Here is a 22,657-nt window from a genome sequence, read left to right as displayed (position 1 = left end):
GATTCATCGCACCGATACTGGTCGGCCCGCGCGCCAGGATCGAGGCGGCCGGACCCGATATCGGCGACCACCGGATCGTCGACGTGCCGCACAGCCATGCGGCCGCGGCCCGCGCCGTCGAGCTCGTCCATCAGGGCGAGGCCGGCGCGCTGATGAAGGGCGCGCTGCACACCGACGAGATGCTGGCCGAGGTCATCGCGCGCGACACCGGCATCCGCACCGAACGGCGGATCAGCCATGTCTTCGTCATGCGCACGCCCGCCTATGCCAAGCCGCTGCTGATCACCGACGCGGCGATCAACGTGATGCCGGACCTGCTCGCCAAGCGCGACATCGTCCAGAATGCGATCGACATGGCGCGGGCGATCGGGATCGACGTGCCGAAGGTCGCGATCCTCTCGGCGACCGAGGAGGTCAATCCGCGGCTGCCCTCGACCATCGACGCCGCCGCGCTGTGCAAGATGGCGGACCGGGAGCAGATCGCAGGCGGCCTGCTCGACGGGCCGCTCGCCTTCGATATCGCCGTGTCGCCGGACGCGGTGGCAGCGAAGAAGCTGACGTCCGGAGTGGCGGGCGCGGCCGACATTCTCGTCGTGCCCGATCTCGTCGCGGGCAACATGCTCGCCAAGCAGCTCGACTATCTGGGCGGGGCGGACGCCTTCGGCATCGCGCTCGGCGCGCAGGTGCCGATCATCCTCACGAGCCGGGCCGACGGGGTCGAGGAGCGGAAGATATCGGCGGCGCTCGCCAAGCTGGTCGCGGAGCGGGCGCGGCTTTGACCGACGCACTGCTCGTCCTCAACGCCGGTTCGTCGAGCGTCAAATTCGCGCTGTACGAGGCCGCGCAGCCCGGCGAACCGCCGCTGCTCGCCGGCCAGATCGAGCGGATCGGCGACGATCCCCGCCTCGCGACCGGCGGTACCTCTGAGCCCTTCGGACAATCCACCGACGGCCATGCCGCGCTGATCGGGGGGCTGCTCGCAGCGATCGGCGACCTGGCGCCGGGCGATGTGCGGATCGTCGGCGCCGGGCACCGGGTCGTCCATGGCGGCGCCCGGTTCGACGCGCCGGTCCCGATCGGCGACGCGGTGATCGCGGAGCTGGAGGCGCTGACCCCGCTCGCGCCGCAGCACCAGCCGCACAATCTGGCCGGGATCGCGGCCGTCGCCGCCGCCTATCCCGATATCCCGCAGGTCGCCGCCTTCGACACCGCCTTTCACCGGTCGCAGTCCGAGATAGCCGAGCGCTACGCGCTGCCGCGCGGCTATGCCGAGCAGGGCATGATCGCCTATGGTTTCCACGGCCTGTCCTACGCCTCGATCGCGCCGCGCCTGCCCGCGCTGCTCGGCCCGGAGGCGCGCCGGGTGGTCGTCGCGCATCTCGGCCATGGCTGCTCGATGGCCGCGCTTCTCGACGGGCGCAGCGTCGCGACGACGATGGGCTTCACCGCGCTCGAGGGCCTGCCGATGGGCACCCGCTCCGGCAGCATCGATCCGGGGCTCGTGCTCCATCTCCTGTCCGAACGCGGCATGGACGTCGATGCCGTCCATCGCCTGCTCTACGATGAATCCGGCCTGCTCGGCCTGTCGGGCATCAGCGGCGACATGCGCGACCTGCTGGCGAGCGACGCGCCCGAGGCGCGGTTCGCGGTCGACTATTTCGTCGACCGCTGCGCGCGCGCCGTCGGTTCGCTGGCGGTATCGCTGGGCGGGCTCGACGCGCTCGTCTTCACCGGCGGCATCGGCGAAAATGCGGGCGAAATCCGCGAGGCCGTCGGCGCCCGCCACGCCTGGCTCGCGATCCCGCCGCCGCTGGCGATCGCGACCGACGAGGAAGGCGTGATCGCCGAGGCGACGGCGCGCCTGGTCTGATCGCGCCTGCTCTAGTGATGCATCAATAGCGGGAAACGGTCCTGGCCGAGCATCGCCCGCGTCACGCCGCCGAACACCGCCTCGCGCAGCCGGGAATGGCCATAGGCGCCCATTACGATATAGGCAGCGCCGAGCGCGTCCGCCTGCGCCAACAGGCTGTCCGTCGTGCGCCCCTGCTTCTCGATCGCGGCGACCTCGACGGCGAGCCCGAGCAGGTCGAAATAGACTTTCGATTCGGCCGCGTCGAAGCCGCGCCGCATCGATGTCCCGACGGTCACGAGATGGACCGACCGGGCGCGTCCGAGCAGTCCGACCGCGCTCCGGATCGTCCGCGTCGCCTCGATCGACCCGTCCCAGGCGACCATTGCGGGGCCGGCCGGATCGAAATTCCCGAAGCCGACCGGCACGGTCAGCACCGGCGCGCCGGCCGAGAGGGCGATCTCGCCGACAAAGGCGCGCGCGATTTCGGGATGATGATCGTCGTCGGGCGCGCTCAGCACGATCAGGTCGGCGAGCACCGATTCCTCGACCAGCGCCTGGACCGCGCCGAGCGCGTTGCGCCGCCACGACCAGGATATGCCGGCATCGCGCAGCCGCGCCTCGATCCGGTCCTGCAGCGCATCGGCCTGTTGCGCGGCCGCATGGGCGATATCGCCGACCACCCCGCCATCGTCCCAGCTCGCCACCGGATAGCGCTCGGCGACGAGATTGGCGACGGTCGACGGCTGGGAACAGGTCAGATGGCCGTCGAGCAGCCGCACGACGGTCAGCGCCGCCTCGAGCCGGCTGTCCAGTCCGGCGTCGTCGTCCACATGCAACAGGATCGTTTTCATTTTTCGGGCTCCGCCTCTGCAACCGTGCGGTATCCTAGCGCCATCGGGCCGCCCGCCGCTTTGACGCACGTCAAGTCGGGCGCCGGCCTCTAGTCGAATCCGGTTGCGGCAAGCAGGCCGACCATCGCATCGCGGCGCTCGGGCGTCATCATGGGATTGGCGCGGACGATGCCCTCGCGGGTCGCATGCGGATAGGCGCGCTTGATGCGTTGGGCGATCCGGTCCGCTTCCTCGCGATAGCCGCCGGCGAACACGGTGCACAGCGCACCGACCATCACCATCAGGTCGTTATGGGGCAGCCGCATCGCCTTGATTCCCCATTGCGCGGCCTCCTCGATCTCCCCGGAGACGAAAAGCGCGATCGCCTTCGTCGCATACATGCTGTGCAGCTGCGGGTCCTGGGGGCTGAGCGCGATCGCGACATCGACATGGTGGCACGCCCGCTCGCTCTCGTCGCCGAGCGCGTGGATCGTCGCCAGCGCCGAATGCGCCGTCGAATAGTTGGGGCAGTGCGCGATCGAGCGCTCGAGCCAGATCACCGATTCCGACTGGTCCTCGAGCAGCGACGCCGCCCGGCCGCGCGCCAGATTGGCGAACGGATCGAAGGGATCGCTGGCGATCGCCGCTTCGGCCGATTCGAGCATGCGTTTCGGCGCATCGCCGACATCGTCCCAGGTGCTGCGGATGATCCGCATCCAATGGGTGTGCGACAGGCCGGCCAGCGCGCGGGAGAAGTCCGGATCGCCGGTCAGCGCCTGCTCGAAATAGCCCCGGGCCGAGTCATTATTGGCCTTTCCGTACAGGAACATGCTCGAAACGCCGAGATGATAGGCCTGCCAGGCCGTCAGCTGTTCGGGGACGACGAGCCGCGCCCGCCCCGCCTCGTGCGCGGAAATCCGGAACTCGACGCTGGACAGGACCTTGGCGACGATCTGCTCGCGGATTTCGTGGACGCCGCGCAGTTCGGTGTCGAACCGTTCCGCCCAGACCACCGTTTCCTCCCGGGTATCGGCGAGTTCGACGCGCACGACGACCGCGTCCTCCTCGATGTCGACCGAGCCGGACAGGCAGTAGCGGGCGTTCAGCTGATCGCGCACCTCGGCGAGATCGGCGGACATGGACGGGAAGCGGAAGCTGGAACCGCGGGAGATGACGCGCAGCCAGCGCAGCCGCGACAGCGCCGTGATCAGTTCGTCGGGCAGCGCCTGGGCGATATTGGCGTGCGGAGACCCGGCCCGGACCAACCGGAAGGGCAGCACCGCGATGGTCGGGCTTTCGCCGGCCTCGCCGTCCGCCGGTCCGGGATCGCGCCCGGCCGCGCCGACCGCCGCTGCCGGCCGGTGCGCGGAGACATCCGCCACGAACCGGAATCCCTTGCCGTACACGGTCCGGATGAAACGCGGATTCCGGCCGTCGTCGCCGAGGATCCTGCGCACCGTCTTGATCTGGCTCGACAGCGCGGAATCGGAGATCGCCCGCCCCCGCCAGACGCGGTCGACGATCTCGTCCTTGCTCACCAGCCGCGCGTGTTTCTCGACGAGCAGCACGAGCAGTTCCAGCGCCTGCGGCTGGATGACCGCCGGCACGCCGCCCTGCCGCAGCTCGAACCGGCCCGGATCGAGTTCGAAGTCCCCGAACCGGTAGATCATGACCGTGGCCTCATCGTCTCACACCCCGAAAAAACAGACTGCATCCATATTCCGTCTCAGATTGCCAGCGATTTCCGTGCAATATGCTCGGTCCATAGCGATTGCGCCGGCCTCGCCGCCGTCCGTCTGTTGAGCCGCCAGATCCGATAGGGACGTCGGCGGTTCTGGGTCGTCAGCGGATGGCGGACGGTCCGGGCGCATGCGTGCATCCTGGCGGCCTCCCTTTCGCACGGCCGCCGGGATGCACGTTTTCGCGCGTCGGAGAAAGACCGGCCGGCCACCGATGCAAATGATACATATTCCCGCGGCACGGGACCGCGACCCGGCCGCGGGACGCCCGCGGCGCGGAAAATCGGCGGGCGCGGCTTGCGGCTTGCGAATATCCTGCCACAGTCCGGTTTCGCGCAACGCCATGCCGCCAGGGGCCGCTGTCGGTCGCCGATGGACCCGCTGCCGGTGCGAAGCCGGCGCCCCATCCCGGACCGGGCCCCGCATGGCGCGGCGCCCGCCGTTGCGAAGGAGCATGGAGAATGAACACCGCGCCGCCGATCTCGCAAAATGCCGATATCCGCTTTCTCGGCAGGCTGCTCGGCGACGTGATCCGCGCCTATGGCGGCGACACGCTGTTCCAGCGCACCGAATATATCCGCGCCGCCTCGGTCGACCGCCATCGCGGGGTGGCGGGATCGGACGCCATCGATCCGGGCCTCGGCGCGCTGACCCTCGACGAGACGCTCGATTTCGTGCGCGGCTTCATGCTGTTCTCGATGCTCGCCAATCTCGCCGAGGACCGGCAGGAGCTCCTGACCGACAACGAGATCGACGTCGCCGCGGCGCTCGACCGGCTCGAGCGGCACGGCGTGTCGCGCGCCGCCGTCCGCGCGATGCTCGACGAGGCGCTGATGGTGCCGGTGCTGACCGCCCATCCCACCGAGGTCCGCCGCAAGAGCATGATCGACCATCGCAACCGGATCGCCGAGCTGATGCGGATGCGCGATGCTGGGCGCACCGAAACGCCCGAAGGCGACAGTATCGAGGATTCGCTGGTCCGCCAGATCGCGCTGCTCTGGCAGACCCGGCCGCTGCGCCGCGAGCGCCTCTTCGTCGCCGACGAGGTGGAAAATGCGCTGTCCTATCTGCGCGAGATATTCCTGCCGCTGCTGCCGGGACTCTACAACCGCTGGGAGGAGGCGCTGGGCGGCCGGCCGGCGAGTTTCTTCCGGCTCGGCAGCTGGATCGGCGGCGATCGCGACGGCAATCCCTATGTGACCGCGGACACGCTGGAACTCTCGCTGCGCCGCTCCGCCGAGACCGTACTCGTCAGCTATCTCGACGCGCTGCACGCGCTGGGCGCGGAGCTGTCCATCTCCAGCGACCTGGCGACCATCGACCCCGCCGTCCTCGCCCTGGCCGATGCGAGCGGCGACGACGCGCCGAGCCGGCGGGACGAACCCTATCGCCGGGCGATCGCGGGCATCTATGCGCGCCTCGCCGCCACCCACGAGACGCTGGTCGGCAGCCCGCCGCCGCGCCCATCGGCGATCGCGGCCGAGCCCTACGGCACGCCGCAGGAGCTCCAGGACGATCTGCGCACCATCGCCCGGGTGCTCGCCGATTCCGGCGGCGAGACGCTGGCGTCGAGCGGCGCGCTCGGCCGGCTGATCCGCGCGGTGCGCACCTTCGGCTTCCATCTCGCGACGCTCGACATGCGGCAGAACAGCGCCGTGCACGCGCGCGTCGTCGCCGAGCTGCTGCGCGAGGCCGGCGTCGAAGCCGGTTACGAGGCGCTGGACGAGGAGGCGCGGATCGCCCTGCTCCGCCGCGAGCTGGCTTCGCCGCGCCCGCTGGGCGTCCCCAAGGCCGGCTATTCGGACGAAACGCGGAGCGAACTCGCGATCATCCGCGCTGCGGCCGAGGCGCACCGGCGCTACGGCAGCGGCTGCATCGCCAACTATATCGTCTCGATGACCGAAACGGTCTCCGACCTGCTCGAGGTCCATATCCTTCTGAAGGAGGCCGGGCTCTACCGCGCCGGCGATCCGCCCGAGGCGCCGATCATGGCGGTGCCGCTGTTCGAGACGATCGGCGATCTCGACCATGCGCCCGACATCATGCGTGCCTATTTCGCGCTGCCCGAGATCGGCGCGCTGGTCGCGGCGCGCGGCCATCAGGAAGTGATGATCGGCTATTCGGATTCGAACAAGGATGGCGGCTATCTGACCTCGGGCTGGGTGTTGAGCCGGGCCAGCGAGGCGCTCGCCCCGGTGTTCGAGGAAGCCGGCGCGACGATGCAGCTGTTCCACGGCCGCGGCGGCTCGGTCGGGCGCGGCGGCGGCTCCGCCTTCGAGGCGATCCGCGGCCAGCCGGCCGGCACCGTCAACGGCCGCATCCGGATCACCGAACAGGGCGAGGTCATCGCCGCCAAATACGGGACGCCGGACGCCGCGCGCGCCAATATCGATTCGATGGTGTCGGCGAGCCTGCTCGCGACGCTCGAGCCGGAGCGGGTGAACCCGGCCGACCGCGCCCGCTTTTCCGCCGCGATGGACGACCTTTCGGCGCGCGCCTTCGCGGCCTATCGGGCGCTGGTCTATAACAGCGAAGGGTTCACGCAATTCTTCCGCCAGATGACCCCGATCTCGGAAATCGCGACGCTCAAGATCGGGTCGCGCCCGGCCAGCCGGAAGACGTCCGACCGGATCGAGGATCTGCGCGCGATCCCCTGGGTCTTCTCCTGGAGCCAGGCGCGGGTGATGCTGCCGGGCTGGTTCGGCGTCGGCCAAGCGCTGGCGGCGTTCGAGGACCGGGCGCTGCTGCGCGAAATGGCCGAAGGCTGGCCGTTCCTCAAGATGACGCTCGGCAATATGGAGATGGTGCTCGCCAAGTCCGACATGGGCATCGCCGAAAATTATGCGGAGCTGGTCACGGACCGCGCCCTTGCCGACCGGTTGTTCGGCGATATCCGGGACAGCTGGCAGGCGACGCATGACGGGCTGCTCGAAATCACCGGCCAGGCGCGCCTGCTCGACAAGACGCCCAAGCTCGACACCTCGATCCGGCTGCGCCTTCCCTATATCGAGCCGCTGAACCTGCTGCAGATCGAACTACTCAAGCGGCACCGGGCCGGCGAGAGCGATCCCCGCATCGCCGAGGGTATCCAGCTGTCGATCAATGCCATAGCGACGGCGCTCAGGAACAGCGGATAGGAGATGCCGGAATGGCCGATGCCGAAGTCGGGATAGAATTGCAGGACAGCGGCTCGAAGGGCCGCTACGTCGCCCGGGTCGAGGGCGCGGACGAGGAGGCCGAGCTGACCTTCTCGCGCGCCTCGGAGACGCTGGTGATCGTCGACCATACCGGCGTGCCCGACAGCCTGCGCGGCATGGGGCTGGGCAAGGCGCTGGCCGAGCGCGTCGTCGCCGATGCGCGGGCCAAGGGTTTCAAGATCGTCCCGCTCTGCCCCTTCTTCAAGGCGATCGCCCTGCGCCATCCCGACTGGAAGGACGTGGTGCAGGGTCTATGAGCCAGGATTTCACCGCCATCCGCGAAGAGGTCGCGAAACTGTGCGCGCGCTTTCCGGGCGAATATTGGCGCGCGAAGGACAAGGCGCGCGCCTATCCGGGCGAGTTCGTCGATGCGCTGACCGAGGGCGGCTATCTCGCCGCGCTGATCCCCGAGGAATATGGCGGCGCCGGGCTGCCGCTGTCCGGCGCGGCGGCGATCCTCGAGGAGATCCAGTATCGGGGCGGCAATGGCGGGGCATGCCACGCGCAGATGTATATCATGGGCACCCTGCTCCGCCACGGATCGGACGCCCAGAAACAGGATTATCTGCCCAGGATCGCGCGCGGCGAGCTGCGGCTGCAGGCGTTCGGCGTGACCGAACCGACGAGCGGGACCGACACGCTCTCGCTCAAGACCGTCGCGAGGAAGGACGGCGATCATTATGTCGTGAACGGCCAGAAGATCTGGACGAGCCGCGCCGAACATTCGGACCTGATGCTGCTGCTCGCGCGCACCACGCCGCGCGCGGATGTCGAGAAGCGCACCGGAGGACTGTCGGTCTTCGTCGTCGACATGCGCGAAGCGCTGGGCAACGGGCTGACGATCAAGCCGATCGACACGATGATGAACCATGCGACGACGGAAGTGTTCTTCGACGATATGCGCGTACCCGCCGCGAACCTCGTCGGCGAGGAAGGCCAGGGCTTCCGCTACATCCTCTCCGGCATGAACGCCGAGCGCATCCTGATCGCCGCGGAATGCATCGGCGACGCCAAATTCTTCCTCGACCGGGCGACGGCTTACGCGAAGGACCGCGAGGTGTTCGGCCGCGCGATCGGCCAGAACCAGGGCATCCAGTTTCCCCTCGCCAAGGCCTATGCGCAGATGCGCGCGGCCGAGCTGATGGTGAAGGAGGCGCTCGCGCGCTACGAGGCCGGCGAGAATGCGGGGGCGGAGGCGAACATGGCGAAGATGCTGGCCGCCGACGCCAGCTGGGCGGCGGGCGAGGCCTGCATCCAGACCTTCGGCGGCTTCGGCTTCGCCGCCGAATATGATATCGAGCGCAAGTTCCGCGAGACGCGCCTCTACCAGGTCGCGCCGATCTCGACGAACCTCATCCTCTCCTATCTCGCCGAACATGTGCTCGGCCTGCCGCGCTCCTATTGAGGAGGCGCGGCGGCACGCGCACTGTTCGCAAGACCGGGATTGTCATCCGAGACATCGTCATTGCGAGGAGGCCCGAACCTGTTCGGGGCGACGCGGCAATCCAGAGCCGCAAGCGCATCGCCTGTTGCCCTGGATTGCTTCTCCCGGCGCAAGGCCGGGGTCGCACTGACGTACCGAGCGCGGCTGTTGGCCCTAGAAATTGAACCCGGCTTCGACGCCGATCACGCGGCGCGGGCCCGGCGAGATGAACGACCCGCCGAATTCGATCGCCGGGATGACTTCCGCCGGATAGCGCGTGTCGAACAGATTCTCGGCGAAGAACATCAGCCGCCAGCGATCGTTCTGGAAGCCGGCGCGGAAATCGAACACCGAATAGCTGTTGCGCTGCGTCGCGCTGTTGTCGGCATCGCCGACGAACGCCGGCAGGCCGAGCGCCGAGCCCGGCAACAGGCCCGAGAACAGCGTCGGCGTGATCTGGTCCTGCACCGTGTGGAACCAGGTCGGCCCGACGATCCGGTAGTCGCCGCGGACAAGGATGTCGAAATCGCGGTGGATCGGCGCGATGATCTGGCTGCCGATATTGATCGTATAGTCGGGCGTATAAGGCGATTCGTTGCCGACCGTGCTGGGCCGCGAGCTGTTCGCCTTGATCTCCGAATCGGTCCAGTTGAACGAGCCGAACACGTCCCAGCCGGGCAGGATCTCGACATTGGTGTTGAACTCCACACCCATCACCTCGACCTCGTCGATGTTCGAGACGACGCGGAGCAGCCCGAACGGACCGACGAAGAATTCGAAGAACTGCATGTCGTCGATCTCGGTGTAGTAACCGGCGAGATCGAACGTCCATGGCCCCGACGATCCGCGGAGGCCGACCTCGAACGCGCTCGAGCGCTCGCGGTTGAACTGGTCCTCGATCAGGATGTTGGTGCCGAGGAACTGGTTGAAATTCTGGTCGACGATCGCCGCCGAGCCCTGGTTGTTGAAGCCGCCCGATTTGAAGCCGATGCCCCAGGTCGCGTAGAAATTGATCTCGTCGGTCAGCGCATAGTTGAGGCTGAGGCGCGGCTGGATCTGGTCGAAGCTCGCATCCTGCGGCTGGATCGGACCGAAGGCCTGGCCGGGATTGATCGGGCCGCCGGTGATCGGATCGAGCACGTTGGGCACGAGATTGCGGACGCTCCGGTCCTCGACATCGTAGCGCACCGCCGCGCCGAGGGTCAGCCGGTCGGTGACGTCGGCCTCCACCGAACCGAAGGCGGCGAACACGTCGGTCGAGAAATCGTCGCTGAACAGCTGCGAGGTCGGGTTCGACGATCCGGGCGGGTTGTAGAGCTCGCGCGTGATGCCCTGGCCGAGATCGGCGCCGAGGCTGACGCCCACCTGCCGGTCGATATGGAGATAATAGGCGCCGAGCTGCCAGCTGACCGGGCCGGTGTCCGACGAGAGCCGGATCTCGACGCTGATATCCTCCTGGTTGCGGATCTGGTACTGCGTGCCGTCGCAAGTGGTCGGCGAATAGGGGCCGAAGGTCGAGCCGGTGGCCGGCGCGAAGATGAAGGGAATCGGCGTCTGGCCGATGAAACCCGGCTGGTTGACCGGGAAGCCGGTCAGCGCCGCGGTGCTCGCGAAACAGGCGTTGGACGCCGCGGTTGAATCCGCGCTGATGATGTTCGGCAGCGCGAACGCGGCCGAGATGTAGCGCGCAAAATCGGCCGAGGTGCCGTCGGCTGTCAGGGCGTTGTCGATGTTCGAATAGAGCGCCCAGGCGGTGAGCTGGATATCGCCGAAATCATGTTCGAGCTTGATCGAGGCCTCGAGCGTATCCTGCGAGTTGGTCGGCCGGATGTTGCTGTAATAGCGGAACTCGTGATCGTCGACATCCTCGAAAAAGGCCGGATTGGCGCCCGCGAAATTGGGGAGATGGAAGGCCGCGTTGAAGTTGATCGACGCGCCGCGCAGCTCGCCGTAGCGAATCTTGAAATCGAGCTCGGTATCGGGGCCGAGCTCGGCGAGCAGCCGGCCGTTGACGTTCCAGACCTCCTGGTCGTCGACGATGTTGCGGTTGTTGAGGAAGAGGTTTTCGTAGAAGCCGTCGGTCGAGCGATAGTCGCCCGACAGGACGAAGCCGATGCCGTCGCTGAGCGGCCCGGCGATATAGCCGTTGGCCTGCCACGTATTCTCGCTGCCATAGCTGCCGCGCACGCTGCCCTCGAGCACGTCCGACGGGCGCACGGTGGTGATGACGATCGCGCCGGCCGCGGCGTTGCGGCCATACAGCGCGCCCTGCGGGCCCTTGAGGATCTCGACCTGACGCAGCGTGCCCTGGTCCTGGTTCAGCGCGGCGGTGTTGGTTCTGAGGATACCGTCGACGACGAGCGCGACCGAGCTTTCCGCGTCGCGCGTCCCGTTGATGCCGCGGATGTTGATCTGGCTGTCGCCGGCTTCGGCCGTGTTGGTGACGATCGTGACGCCCGGCGTCAGGCCAATGAAATCCTCGGCGCGGCGGATATTCTGGGTTTCAAGCTGGTCGCTCGTAAACACGGTGATCGAGGCCGGGACGTCGGCGAGCGTCTCTTCCTGGCGTCGCGCGGTGACGATGATCGGCGCGTTGCCGGAATCGAGCTGTTCGCTCGCGCCGTCGGCGGTGGTCTGGGCCTGGGCGGAGGTCGCGATGGCCATCCCCGCCGTGGCCGCGAGAAGCGTCGGTGCGATCCGGTTGAACATGATTATCTCCCTGTTTTTCCCTTCAGACGAGGACGTTGGCCCCGCTCATATAGACATAGACTTCCTGGAACCTGTCGCCCCGGACCCGCCAGAAATTGGTGTTGTAGAGCCGGGTGACGTCGCCGTTCGCGTCGGTCAGCACGGCTTCGAACGAGGCCGCGATCCGGCCGTTCTTTTCGTCGACCGTGCAGGTGAAATCCCGATGGACGATGGTGTCGTAACTGCCGAAAAACGTCTCGAACATCTCGCGGATGCCGGCCTTACCCTCGTGGATCGTGTGATCGGTCTGGATCGTGAACAGCGCGGTATCGTGAAAACAGTCGAGCGTCGCTTCCATGTTCTTCGCATCGACATTGCCGAAATAGGTCCTGGTCGCGAGTTCGATCAGCGCGTCGCGGCTCAATGTGCTCGGATATTGCATCGCCGGTCTCCCCTATTTCAGCAGATTGTCGCCGCTCATATAGACGTACACGGTCTGGAACCGGTCGCCCGCGAGGTAGAAGCGGTTGCAATTCTGGTAGACAAGCTCCTCGCCGAGCTCGTTCGGTTCGATCTCCACCGTGAACTGCGAGCAGACCGCACTTTCCTGCGGGTCCACGGTATGGACGAAATTGCCGTGCCAGATCCGGCCGTTGGTCGAGAACAGCCCTTCGAACATGGCGCGGATCGCGTCGATCCCGTCATGCTTCGTGTCCGACGTCATCTCGTGGAGCACGGCGTCCGGATGGAAACAGTCGAGCACTTGGTCCATGCGCTTGTTGTCGACGCCGTCGAAATAGCGCTTGGTGACGATGTCGACATAATATTCATAAGGGTTGCTCATCCGGCGATCTCCGCGTCCTTGGGCACTTCGGGGGTCGGGAAGGCCTTCTTGCTGTGCGTCAGGCCCAGCTCGATGAAGGTTTCGAGCATCTTGTAGGCGACGACTCCGGGATTGATGACCGGGATCGGCAGCCGGGAATCGAGATGCGCGGCCGACTGGTGCATCGTCGTCGAGCCGAGCACGATGACGTCGGCGCGGTCCTCCTCGATGCAGCGCGCCGCAGCTTCCTCGAGCTTGCCGAAGATCACCTCTTCCTTGCCCGCGAGCAGTTCGGTGACGTCCGGACGGGTGTCGATCGAGCGCATCGAGGCGAGGCGCTTTTCGAGGCCATATTCGGTGATCGTCTTCTCGTAGAGCGGGAACCATTCGTCCCACATGGTGAGGATCGAGAATTTCTTGCCCATCATGCAGGCCGCGTAGAAGGCGCTCTCGCCGGGTCCCGCGACCGGGATCGACAGGCGCGATCTGAGCGCCCGCAACCCCGAATCGCTGACCGTGTCGATCAGCACGCCGGCATAGCCTTCTTCCTCCGCCATGATCCCCGCCTGGAACACCGTCCAGTCCATCAGCAGCATGTCGTGATAGCTGTCGCCCAGCGCCGCGCCCCAGCTCACCGCCTCGAACACCGGCTCGAATCCGTCGCGGACGAGCGGCGGCGGCAGCTGCTCGGCGCGGTTGGCGACGCCGGCTTCGTCCATCGGGATCGGAACGATGACCTTGATGCGCTTCACACAACCCCCTTATGCTGCACTGTTGATCGGCTGATCTATATATCTAGCCGCCGGCGCCGGTTTTGTATACAATTTTCGTCGAGGGGGACAAGCCATTGATGTCGAGCGCTGCGGATAAGGCCTATTCCGGGATCCGGTCGCTGATCCTAGACGGGACGCTGGCGCCCGGCGAACAGCTCAAGGAAGAGGAGCTGGCCGAGCGGATCGGCGTGTCGCGCACCCCGATCCGGGACGCGCTGCGGCGGCTGGAAGCCGAGTTCTTCGTCACCCGCAGCGACAGCCAGCGCAGCTTCGTCGCCGACCAGTCGGTCGAGGATATCGACGAGATCTTCACCCTGCGCGCGATGCTCGAGGGCCATGCGGCGGCGCGCGCGGCCCGGGTCGGCGGCGCGGCGCTGGCCGCGCGGCTGCGCGAAATTGTCGACAAAGCGGGCAATGGCAACGATGTCGACACGTTCCTCGACCACAATGCCGATTTCCATGCGGAGATCATCGCGGGCGCCGGATCGGACCGGCTCGCGACGATGCTCGCCCGCCTCGTCAGCCAGCCGATCGTCCACCGCACGGCGCGGGTCTACGACAAGGGCCAGTTCGAGCGCAGCCTGTTCGAGCATCGCGAACTGGTCGACGCGATCGAGCATGGCGACGCGGAATGGGCGCGCTCGGTGATGACGAGCCATATCCGGCGCGCCTTCCATGTGTTCGAGGAAGCCGCTCAGGCGCTCAAGCGCGAGAAATAGGCGAGCGCCTCGTCGGCGCTCAGCATGTCGGCATATTTGGCCTTGAGGTCGAAGATATTGGCGTCGTGGACGGCCGGGTCGCGGTCGCCGCAGGCCTCGGGCACGACGAGCGGGATGAAGCCGTGCTGGAGCGCGTCGAGCGCCGAGGCGCGGACGCAGCCCGAGGTCGACAGGCCGGTGATCACGCAGCAGTCGACGCCCATATCGCGCAGTGTTTCGGCGAGGCCGGTGCCGAAAAAGGCGCTCGGATACTGCTTGGTGACGACGCGCTCGCCCTCCGCCGGCCGGAGCGAGGGCGGAAAGGCGCCGAGCGGGCTCCCGCGGTCGAACACCTTGAGGGCGGCGATCTTTCGGTAGAAATGCCCGCCATCGGCGCCGCCCGGCTCATACTCCACATTCGTCCAGATGACGGGAACGCCCGCCGCGCGCGCCGCGGCAACCAGCTTTTCGTTGACCTTCAGCTCGGCCTCGACGCCCGCATGGAGCGGCGAATCGGGATCGAGATAGGCCATGACGAAATCGATAACGAGCAGGACGGGCTGCGCCCCGAATCCGAGGCTCTTGTTGAATCCGGCCCTGGCATAATCCTCGTCGAGCCCGGCCATCGCCTAGATGATCCCGCGCTCTTCGAGATCCGCGCGGGTCGCCGAATCCATGCCGAGCAGCTCGCCATAAACAAGCTCGTTATGTTCGCCGAGTTCGGGCCCGACCCATTCGACCCTGCCCGGCGTTTCGGACAGTTTCGGCGCGACATTCTGCATCACGAAATTCTCATGTTTCGGGTGATCGACCTCGATCAGCGCCTCGCGCGCCTGGAATTGCGGATCGTGGAGCATTTCGGGCGCGCGGTAGATATTGCCGGCCGGCACGCCATGCTCCTCGCACAGGGTCAGCACTTCGGCGCTCGTCCGCTCCTTCGTCCATTCGCCGATCATCGCATCGAGCTCGGCCTGGCGTTCGCCGCGCGCCATATGGCTGTTGTAGCGCGGATCGTCGCCGAGTTCGGGAACCCCCATCATCGCCGCCATGCGCTTCCAGACGCTGTCCTGGTTGCCCGCGACGAGGACGCTGCCGTCCATGGTCGGATAGACGTTGGACGGGGCGACCTTGGGGAGGATCGAGCCGGTCCGCTCGCGGATATGGCCGGCGACCGTATATTCGGGCACCGTCGATTCCATCATTGCCAGCACCGCCTCGTAGATCGCCGAATCGACGACCTGGCCCTTGCCGGTATTGTGGCGATGGTTGAGCGCCATCATCGCGCCGAGACAGGCATAGGTGGCGGCGAGCGAATCCCCGATCGACAGGCCGGCCCGGCTCGGCGGCCGGTCGGGCTCGCCGATGATGTAGCGCATGCCGCCCATCGCCTCGCCGATCCCGCCATAGCCGGCGCGCGACGCATAAGGCCCGGTCTGGCCGTAGCCCGAGACCCGGATCATGATCAGCGCCTCGTTGATCGCATGGAGCTCGTCCCAGCCGAGATTCCATTTCTCCAAGGTGCCCGGGCGGAAATTCTCGAGCAGGAAATCGCTCTTCGCCGCCAGTTTCTTGACGATCGCCTGGCCTTCCTTCTCGCGCAGGTTGAGCGTGATCGACTTCTTGTTGCGCGCGACGACCGAGAACCAGAGCGGGATGCCCTGCCCCCAGGCGCGCATCGCGTCGCCCACCTTGGGCGGCTCGATCTTGATCACTTCGGCGCCGTGATCGGCCATCAGCTGGCCGCAGAAAGGGCCCGCGATCAGCTGGCCCATTTCGATGAGTCGCAGCCCGTCCAATGCGCCGTGCGCCATGCCCCTAATCTCCTTCAGCGATGGAACGGCTATACAAGCCGATACCCTCTTTGTATACAAAAGCGATGTCCAAAAAAGTCCGCCTGGTGGAAGTCGGCCCGCGCGACGGGTTGCAGAACGAGCCCGAGATCATCCGGGCCGCGGACAAGATCGCGCTGATCGAGAAAATGTACGACGCCGGCATCCGCCGCTTCGAGGTGGCGAGCTTCGTCCATCCGGAGCGCGTGCCGCAGATGGCCGATGCCGAGGACGTGATCGCCGGGCTGCCCGACCATGCGGACGCCAGCTATATCGGTCTGTGTCTGAACAAGCGCGGCGTGCTGCGCGCGCTCGCGACGCGCGAGGGCGGCCGGCGCGGCGTCGACGAAGTGGGCTGCGTCGTCGTCGCCAGCGACACGTTCGGGCAGAAGAACCAGGGCCAGACGATCGCCGAGGGGATCGCCGAGAATAGCGAGATGATCCGCTTCGCCAAGGCCGAGGGGCTGATCGCGCAGGTCACGATTTCGGCGGCGTTCGGCTGCCCGTTCGAGGGCGACGTGCCGCAAAGCCGGGTCGTCGACATCGCCAAGGCGATGGCCGAGGCGGAGCCGGCGGAGATCGCGATCGCCGACACGATCGGCGTCGGCGTGCCGCAGCAGATGACCGATCTCGCCGGCGCGGTGCGCGAGGCGATCCCCGCCGCGATCCCGCTGCGCGCCCATCTGCACGACACGCGCAACACCGGCATCGCCAATGCCTGGGCGGCGGTCGAGGCCGGGATCGAGACGATCGACGCGTCGCTCGGCGGCCTGGGCGGCTGCCCGTTCGCGCCCAAGGCGACCGGCAATATCGCGACCGAGGACGTGATCTACCTGCTCGCGCGATCGGGCGTCGAGACCGGCGTCGATCTCGACAAGGCGATCGCCTGCAACCGCTGGTTCGCGACCGTGATGGGCCGCGAACTCCCGTCGCTCGTCGCGCGGGCCGCATAAGGACAATGAGGGGATAGGACCATATGAGCTACCGTTTGGGCTGCGATGTCGGCGGAACCTTTACCGACCTGCTGATCATCGACGAGGAAACGGGCCATACGGTCCGCGACAAGCTGCCCTCGACGCCGCACGACCCGTCCGAAGCGGTGGTCAACGGCGCCAAGGCGCTGTGCGCGCGGGAGAATATCGATCCCGCCTCGCTCTCGCTGTTCCTCCACGGCACGACGGTCGCGACCAATGCGGTGCTCGAAGGGAAGATCGCCCGGGTCGGGCTCGTCGTCACCGAGGGCTATCGCGACATCCTGCAGATCGCCCGCAGCCTGGTGCCCGGCGGGCTCGCCGCCTGGATCATCTGGCCCAAGCCCGAACCGATGGCGCCGCTCGAATGCACGATCGAGGTGCCCGAACGGATCGGGGCGGACGGATCGGTCGTCCGCGAACTCGACGAGGCCGCCCTCCGGCAACGCCTCGAAACGCTGAAGGCCGACGAGGAGATCGAGGCGCTGACGATCTGCCTGATCAACTCCTACGTCAACGACGCGCATGAGCGCCGCGTCGCCGAAATCTGCGCCGAGGTCTTTCCCGATCTCCCGGTGTCGGTCTCCGCCGACATCCTGCCAGAGATGCAGGAATATGAGCGCGCGGTGACGACCGTCGCGAACAGCGCGGTGCGCCCGACCGTCGCCCGCTATGTCGGCAATCTCAAGGACGAGATCGCCGATTGGGGCGCGACGGCGAAGCTCAACCTGCTGCGCTCGGACGGCGGGCTGATGTCGGCCGACAAGAGCAGCGCGGCGCCGGTGAATCTTCTCATGAGCGGCCCGGCGGGCGGCGTCGCCGGCGCGGTCTGGGTCGCGAAGAATGCGGGCGTCGAGAACGTCCTCACGCTCGACATGGGCGGGACGTCGACCGACGTCGCGCTGATCGAGAACGGCCAGGCGCGGCTCCAGCGCGAAACCTCGGTCGGCGATCTCAACGTGCGCGCCTCCTCGGTCGACGTGAAGACGGTGGGCGCGGGCGGCGGCTCGATCGCCTTCGTGCCCGAACTGACCCGGGCGCTGCGCGTCGGCCCGGAAAGCGCGGGCGCGGTGCCCGGCCCGGTCGCCTATGGCAAGGGCGGCGAGGCGCCGACCGTGACCGACGCCAATGTCGTGCTCGGCTATCTGCCCGAAGCCCTGCTCGGCGGCACCTTCCAGCTCGACCGCAAGGGCGCGGAAGCCGCCGTCCAGACGATCGCCGACGCGCTCGATATCGGCCTGATGGAGGCCGCCGCGGGCATCATCGACATCGTCAACGAGAATATGTTCGGCGCGCTCCGCCTCGTCTCCGTGCAGCAGGGCTACGACCCGCGCGATTTCGCGCTGATGGCGTTCGGCGGCGCCGGGCCGCTGCACGGCAATGCGATGGGCAAGCTGATGGGCAGCTGGCCGGTCATCATCCCGCCCTCGCCCGGCGTGCTGTGCGCCTATGGCGACGCGACGACCCGGCAGCGGGTCGAGACCCAGCGCAGCTTCAACACCCAGGCGCAGAATACGAGCGATGCCGACCTCAAGGCGCTGCTCGACGAGCTCGGCGCGCAGGTCAGCCAGGAGCTGGTCGCCGAGGGCGTCGAGCCAGGCGATGTCGAGCTCAGATATGAGGTCGATATCCGCTATTCGGGCCAGGCCTTCGAAATCCCGCTCTCGCTCGATCCCGACCATTTCTCGATCCAGGCGCTGACCGGCGAGTTCGACACCGAGCATGAGCGGCTCTTCACCTTCAACCTCTCGCTGCCGCACGAACTGGTGAACATCCGCGCGGTCGCGCTCGGCAAGGCGGCCAATGTCGCGGCCGAGACGATCGCGAAGGGCGACGGCGATCCCTCCGCCGCCAAGCTGCGCGATCACGAGCTCTACATGGAGGGCGAAATGCGGCCCGCGGTGATCTACGACCGCGCGAAGCTGCGCGCGGGGGATGTCGTCCCCGGCCCCGCGGTCGTCACCGAGATGGATTCGACGACGCTCGTCTATAACGGCCATGAGGCGCACGTCGACGATCATGGCAACCTGCTGATCAACCCGGCTTAGAGGAGGCGCGCGATGCCAGCCCAGATAATCGAAACCAACACCGCCCCCTTCGCCGCCGTCGATGTCGACCCGGTGACGCTCGACATCATGGAGAATGCGCTCCGCAACGCGCGGATCGAGATGGACGCGACGCTCGTGCGCACCGCCATGTCGCCCGGCATCCGCGAACAGGGCGACGCCTTTCCGCTGATCGCCGATCGCGGCGGCAAGATGATCGTCGGCCAGTTCGGCAGCTTCATCGACGGCTTCTTGCGCGCCTATGACGGGACGATCGAGGAAGGCGACATGATCTTCCTTTCCGATCCCTATAGCTGCGAGGGCGCGGTCAGCCACAATAACGACTGGCTCGTGCTGCTGCCCGTGTTCCGCGGGGGGCGGCTGGTGGCCTGGACGGCGATGTTCGGCCACCAGTCCGACATCGGCGGCAAGGTCGCGGGCTCGATCCCGATCGACAGCCGCAGCGTCTACGAGGAGGGCGTCCGCATCCCGCCGGTCAAGATCTACAAGCAGGGCGAGTATAACGAGGATCTGGTCAAGCTCGTGCTCCACCAGAGCCGCAAGCCGGACTGGTGCGCGGCCGACCTCAACGCGCTGATCGCCTCGTGCCGGGTCGCCGCGCGCCGCGTCGACGAGATGTGCGACCGGTTCGGCGAGGATATGTTCGCCTCGGCCACCGACCTGCTGCTCGACCGCAATTACCGCGCGATGAAGGCGCTGATCGCGGAGTCGATCGGCGAGGAGAAGGTCAACTTCTCCGACTATATCTGCGACGACGGCGTCGGAAACGGCCCCTACAGGATCAGCTGCACGATGTGGCGCGAGGGCGAGAAGGTGATCCTCGATTTCGAGGGCACCGATCCGCAGGCGCCGAGCTCGATCAATTTCTATCTGAACGAGAACATGTTCAAGATGTTCTTCGGCATCTACATGATCATGGTCTTCGACCCGCAGATCCTGTTCAACGACGGCTTCTACGACCTGATCGAGGTCCGCATCCCCGAAGGCTCGCTGCTCAAACCGAAATATCCGGCCGCCCTCGCCGGGCGCACCCATGCGCTGGGCCGCATCTTCGATATCCTCGGCGGCCTGCTCGGCCAGAAAACGCCCGAATTCCTGAACGCCGCCGGCTTCTCGTCGAGCCCGCATCTGATGTATTCCGGTTTCGACAGGAAAGGCGAGTGGTTCCAGCTGTTCCAGATCGGCTTCGGCGGCATCCCGGGCCGGCCGCTCGGCGACGGCCCCGACGGCCATTCGCTCTGGCCGGGCTTCACCAACGTCCCCAACGAGTTTCTCGAACGCTATTTCCCGCTCAGGATCGAGCGCTACGAGGCGCTCGCCGACAGCGGCGGGGCGGGGCTGCATCGCGGCGGCAACGGGATCAAGATGACCTATCGCTTCCTCGAGCCCGGCACGGTCGCGATCCATGACGATCGCTGGTTCACCTATCCCTGGGGCGTCAATGGCGGCGAACCGGGGCAGCGCGCCACCAAGATATTGGAGCGCGCCGACGGCAGCGAGGAAATCGTCGGCAACAAGCAGGACGGGATCGAGGTGAAGGAAGGCGATCTGCTGCACTTCATCACCTGGGGCGGCGGTGGCTGGGGCGATCCGCTCGAGCGCGATCCCGCGCTGGTCGGGCTCGAAATCCGCCAGGGGCTCGTGACGCCCGACGGCGCCCGCGCCTATGGCGTCGTCGCCGATGCCAAGGGTGTGGTCGATGCGGGCGCGACCGATGCCCTGCGCGCGGAGATGCGGGAACGGCGCGGCGCGAACGACGCGCTGTTCAACGCCGGCCCCGACATCGAGACCTTGCGCGCCAATTGCGAGGAAGAGACCGGCCTCCCGGCGCCCCGGCAACCGGTCTGGGAAGCCCATGCCTATGCGCAGGCCGCCGAATAGGCGGATTCCACTCGTCGATCCCTAACGAAAACGCGCGTCATTGCGAGCGTAGCGAAGCAATCCAGGGCGAAGCGCGAAACGCCCTGGATTGCCGCGTCGCCCCGAAACAATTTCGGGCCTCCTCGCAATGACGAAAGAACGGGCCTCGGCGTGAGAAAGGGAGCATTGCCGACGGCGGTCGAAAAAAGCGCCTAGTCGCGTCTTTCCCCATAGGCGCGGAGGAACGCGTCGACGGCGCTTTCGATCCGCGCCGCGCGGGCGTCTGCGGAGATGTCGGGCGACTGGCCGAAGCGCAGCTCGACGTCGAGAAAGCCCTTGATCATGGCGCCCAGCTGCTCGGCCGCGAGCGCGGGATCGTCGAGTTCCAGTTCCCCCCGCTCCGCGGCTCCGGCGAGGATGTCGGCCAGCGTCTGGCGCATCACGCTCGGGCCCGACGCCAGGAACCGCTCGCCGATCTTCGGATCGCGCCCGGCTTCGGCGGCGAGAATCCGCTCGAAGCGGACGACCTCGGCATTGGTCAGCATCGTCAGCATGACGTCGCCGAAGGACAGCAGCGTTTCGCGCAGCGATGCATCGCCGGCCGCCTTGGCCGTGATCACCCCGCGCATCCGCTGGCATTCGGAATGGATGACCTGGGAGAACAGCGCATCCTTGCCGCCGAACTGGTTGTAGATCGTCACCTTCGAAACGTCCGCCCGGCGGGCGATCGCCTCGATCGTGGTCTCGCCGAGGCCGTGCGCGAAGAATTCCTGTCTGGCCGCATCGAGGATCGCGTCGATCTTGCGCAGCGACGACGGCCGCATCGGGGTTTCCGGAGGCAGGCAAGATGTGGTGTTGATCGATCAGTCCTCTCGATTGACCTCATTTAATGAACGGTTGCGTATAATTAAACGTTGCCGTTCAAAATCAGATATGGCACAGGCGCCCGTCTGGTTTCAATGCTATATGGGCAATCGGAGTGAAACGGCGTCTATCACTGTTCGGTCTCGGCCTGGCGGCGAGCGCGCTCTCGGCATGCGCCGACTTTTCGCCGCCCGAGCGATTGCCCGCCCCGGTCGCGGAACTCCCGGCTGGCTATGCGGACAGCGAGGCCGCGGGACCGGCGCAGCCGCTCAACTGGTGGCACGATTTCAACGATCCGACGCTCAACCGCCTCGTCGACGCGGCGCTGATCGCCAATCTCGACATCGCCGAGGCCGCCGCGCGGGTCGAGGAAGCCCGCGCCCAGGCGCGCATCGCCGGCGCCGACCGCCTGCCGACCATCGGCGCGTCGGCCGGCGCCAACTATTCCGATTCGCCGCTCGCCGGCACGAATTTCGGGGCGATCGGCGGGAACGGGCCGACCCGGCTGACCAACGAAACCTATTCGACCGGCCTCAATTTCGCCTATGAACTCGATTTCTGGGGCCGGGCCCGCAACGACGCCCGCGCCGCCCGGGCCGATCTCGTCGCCGCCGAAGCCGATCTGCGCACCGCCCGGCTCGGCGCGCTCGCCGAAACCATCTCCACCTATTTCGAGGTCGTCGACCTGCGCGCGCAGATCGCGCTCGCCGTCGCGACGATCGACATCCTGCAGGACCGGGTCGACAATACCGAGCGCCGCTACGATCGCGGGCTGGTCTCGTCCTTCGAACTCTACCAGCTGCGCCAGGACTACCGGAACACGCAGGCCGCGCTGCCGCAGCGCGAAAGCCAGCTGACCGCGGCCGAAGGCCGGCTCGCGGTCCTGCTCGGCCGCTATGCGGGCGCCATGCGCGCGGAGCTCGGCGACCGGCTGGCCCCGCGGCTGGTGTTCAAGCCGATCCCGACCGGCCTGCCCGCCGATCTCCTGATCCAGCGGCCCGACGTCGCGGCCGCCGCGCAGCGGTTCGAAGCCGCGCGCTTCCG

The 22,657-nt window shown here is 67.1% G+C and carries 19 protein-coding genes; 10 read left to right on the top strand and 9 right to left on the bottom strand.

Going from position 1 to position 22,657, the window contains the following annotated elements; translation table 11 throughout:
- Both ACTS1X_RS08380 and ACTS1X_RS08375 read left to right on the top strand, forming a co-directional pair.
- Positions 1–779: bifunctional enoyl-CoA hydratase/phosphate acetyltransferase (locus ACTS1X_RS08380; RefSeq protein ID WP_442613934.1), on the top strand; the 779-nt coding region annotated here is incomplete at its 5' end.
- The gene (locus tag ACTS1X_RS08375; protein WP_442613933.1) at positions 776–1,870 is read left to right on the top strand and encodes an acetate/propionate family kinase; all 1,095 of its coding nucleotides are present in this window, start codon (positions 776–778) and stop codon (positions 1,868–1,870) included. The genes ACTS1X_RS08380 and ACTS1X_RS08375, both read left to right, overlap by 4 nt.
- 11 nt (positions 1,871–1,881) lie before the next feature.
- Here the strand turns inward: ACTS1X_RS08375 and ACTS1X_RS08370 are convergent, their stop codons facing one another.
- Both ACTS1X_RS08370 and ACTS1X_RS08365 read right to left on the bottom strand, forming a co-directional pair.
- Positions 1,882–2,703 carry a universal stress protein gene (locus tag ACTS1X_RS08370; RefSeq protein WP_442613932.1) on the bottom strand — a complete coding sequence of 274 codons (822 nt, stop codon included), beginning with the start codon at positions 2,701–2,703 and terminating at the stop codon, positions 1,882–1,884.
- 89 nt (positions 2,704–2,792) lie between these two features.
- The gene (locus ACTS1X_RS08365) at positions 2,793–4,352 is read right to left on the bottom strand and encodes a winged helix-turn-helix domain-containing tetratricopeptide repeat protein (RefSeq protein ID WP_442613931.1); all 1,560 of its coding nucleotides are present in this window, start codon (positions 4,350–4,352) and stop codon (positions 2,793–2,795) included.
- 530 nt (positions 4,353–4,882) lie between these two features.
- On the opposite strand from ACTS1X_RS08365, the gene ppc reads away from it, so the two are divergent.
- From ppc to ACTS1X_RS08350, 3 genes are read left to right on the top strand one after another with little or no spacing between them, the layout of a single operon-like run.
- On the top strand, positions 4,883–7,558 hold the full coding sequence (ppc, locus tag ACTS1X_RS08360) for a phosphoenolpyruvate carboxylase (protein WP_442613930.1): 2,676 nt from the start codon (positions 4,883–4,885) through the stop codon (positions 7,556–7,558).
- 11 nt (positions 7,559–7,569) lie between these two features.
- Entirely contained in the window at positions 7,570–7,875 is a 306-nt protein-coding gene (locus tag ACTS1X_RS08355; RefSeq protein WP_442613929.1) for a GNAT family N-acetyltransferase, read from the top strand.
- A complete protein-coding gene (locus ACTS1X_RS08350) occupies positions 7,872–9,023 on the top strand; it encodes an acyl-CoA dehydrogenase family protein (RefSeq protein WP_442613928.1) in 1,152 nt (383 codons plus the stop codon). Before ACTS1X_RS08355 ends, ACTS1X_RS08350 begins: the two co-directional genes overlap by 4 nt.
- A 192-nt stretch (positions 9,024–9,215) precedes the next feature.
- Here the strand turns inward: ACTS1X_RS08350 and ACTS1X_RS08345 are convergent, their stop codons facing one another.
- From ACTS1X_RS08345 to ACTS1X_RS08330, 4 genes are read right to left on the bottom strand one after another with little or no spacing between them, the layout of a single operon-like run.
- Positions 9,216–11,750: a TonB-dependent receptor gene (locus tag ACTS1X_RS08345; protein WP_442613927.1), complete on the bottom strand. Its 2,535-nt coding sequence runs from the start codon at positions 11,748–11,750 to the stop codon at positions 9,216–9,218.
- 22 nt (positions 11,751–11,772) lie between these two features.
- Positions 11,773–12,171 (bottom strand): nuclear transport factor 2 family protein, encoded by a 399-nt coding sequence (locus ACTS1X_RS08340; protein WP_442613926.1) that lies wholly within the window; start codon positions 12,169–12,171, stop codon positions 11,773–11,775.
- Positions 12,172–12,183: 12 nt separating this feature from the next.
- Positions 12,184–12,573, bottom strand: a complete 390-nt coding sequence (locus ACTS1X_RS08335; protein WP_442613925.1) for a nuclear transport factor 2 family protein — start codon at positions 12,571–12,573, stop codon at positions 12,184–12,186.
- Positions 12,570–13,304, bottom strand: a complete 735-nt coding sequence (locus tag ACTS1X_RS08330) for an aspartate/glutamate racemase family protein (protein WP_442613924.1) — start codon at positions 13,302–13,304, stop codon at positions 12,570–12,572. Before ACTS1X_RS08330 ends, ACTS1X_RS08335 begins: the two co-directional genes overlap by 4 nt.
- A 98-nt stretch (positions 13,305–13,402) precedes the next feature.
- On the opposite strand from ACTS1X_RS08330, the gene ACTS1X_RS08325 reads away from it, so the two are divergent.
- Positions 13,403–14,044, top strand: coding sequence for a GntR family transcriptional regulator (locus tag ACTS1X_RS08325; RefSeq protein ID WP_442613923.1), 642 nt, complete (start codon positions 13,403–13,405; stop codon positions 14,042–14,044).
- Here ACTS1X_RS08325 and ACTS1X_RS08320 read toward each other — a convergent pair.
- Both ACTS1X_RS08320 and ACTS1X_RS08315 read right to left on the bottom strand, forming a co-directional pair.
- Positions 14,020–14,649, bottom strand: a complete 630-nt coding sequence (locus ACTS1X_RS08320) for an isochorismatase family protein (protein WP_442613922.1) — start codon at positions 14,647–14,649, stop codon at positions 14,020–14,022. The genes ACTS1X_RS08325 and ACTS1X_RS08320 overlap by 25 nt on opposite strands.
- 3 nt (positions 14,650–14,652) lie before the next feature.
- A complete protein-coding gene (locus ACTS1X_RS08315; RefSeq protein WP_442613921.1) occupies positions 14,653–15,834 on the bottom strand; it encodes a CaiB/BaiF CoA transferase family protein in 1,182 nt (393 codons plus the stop codon).
- 65 nt (positions 15,835–15,899) lie between these two features.
- Between ACTS1X_RS08315 and ACTS1X_RS08310 the strand changes: the two genes are divergently transcribed.
- Genes ACTS1X_RS08310 through ACTS1X_RS08300 form a run of 3 tightly spaced genes read left to right on the top strand, consistent with a single transcriptional unit; the run spans position 15,900 to position 20,770 of the window.
- On the top strand, positions 15,900–16,805 hold the full coding sequence (locus ACTS1X_RS08310; protein ID WP_442613920.1) for a hydroxymethylglutaryl-CoA lyase: 906 nt from the start codon (positions 15,900–15,902) through the stop codon (positions 16,803–16,805).
- A gap of 23 nt (positions 16,806–16,828) precedes the next feature.
- Complete coding sequence (locus ACTS1X_RS08305) at positions 16,829–18,871, top strand: hydantoinase/oxoprolinase family protein (RefSeq protein ID WP_442613919.1); 2,043 nt, start codon at positions 16,829–16,831, stop codon at positions 18,869–18,871.
- Between the two features lie 12 nt (positions 18,872–18,883).
- The gene (locus ACTS1X_RS08300; RefSeq protein ID WP_442613918.1) at positions 18,884–20,770 is read left to right on the top strand and encodes a hydantoinase B/oxoprolinase family protein; all 1,887 of its coding nucleotides are present in this window, start codon (positions 18,884–18,886) and stop codon (positions 20,768–20,770) included.
- Between the two features lie 191 nt (positions 20,771–20,961).
- Here the strand turns inward: ACTS1X_RS08300 and ACTS1X_RS08295 are convergent, their stop codons facing one another.
- Positions 20,962–21,573, bottom strand: a complete 612-nt coding sequence (locus tag ACTS1X_RS08295) for a TetR/AcrR family transcriptional regulator (RefSeq protein ID WP_442613917.1) — start codon at positions 21,571–21,573, stop codon at positions 20,962–20,964.
- A 155-nt stretch (positions 21,574–21,728) separates the two neighbouring features.
- Here ACTS1X_RS08295 and ACTS1X_RS08290 point away from each other — a divergent pair.
- Positions 21,729–22,657: TolC family protein (locus tag ACTS1X_RS08290; RefSeq protein ID WP_442613916.1), on the top strand; the 929-nt coding region annotated here is incomplete at its 3' end.

It is taken from the genome of Parasphingopyxis sp. (genome assembly GCF_052168275.1).
Taxonomy (GTDB): Bacteria; Pseudomonadota; Alphaproteobacteria; order Sphingomonadales; family Sphingomonadaceae; genus Parasphingopyxis.
Note: the sequence above shows the minus strand (reverse complement) of the source record. Positions and strands in the feature narration are given on the sequence as shown.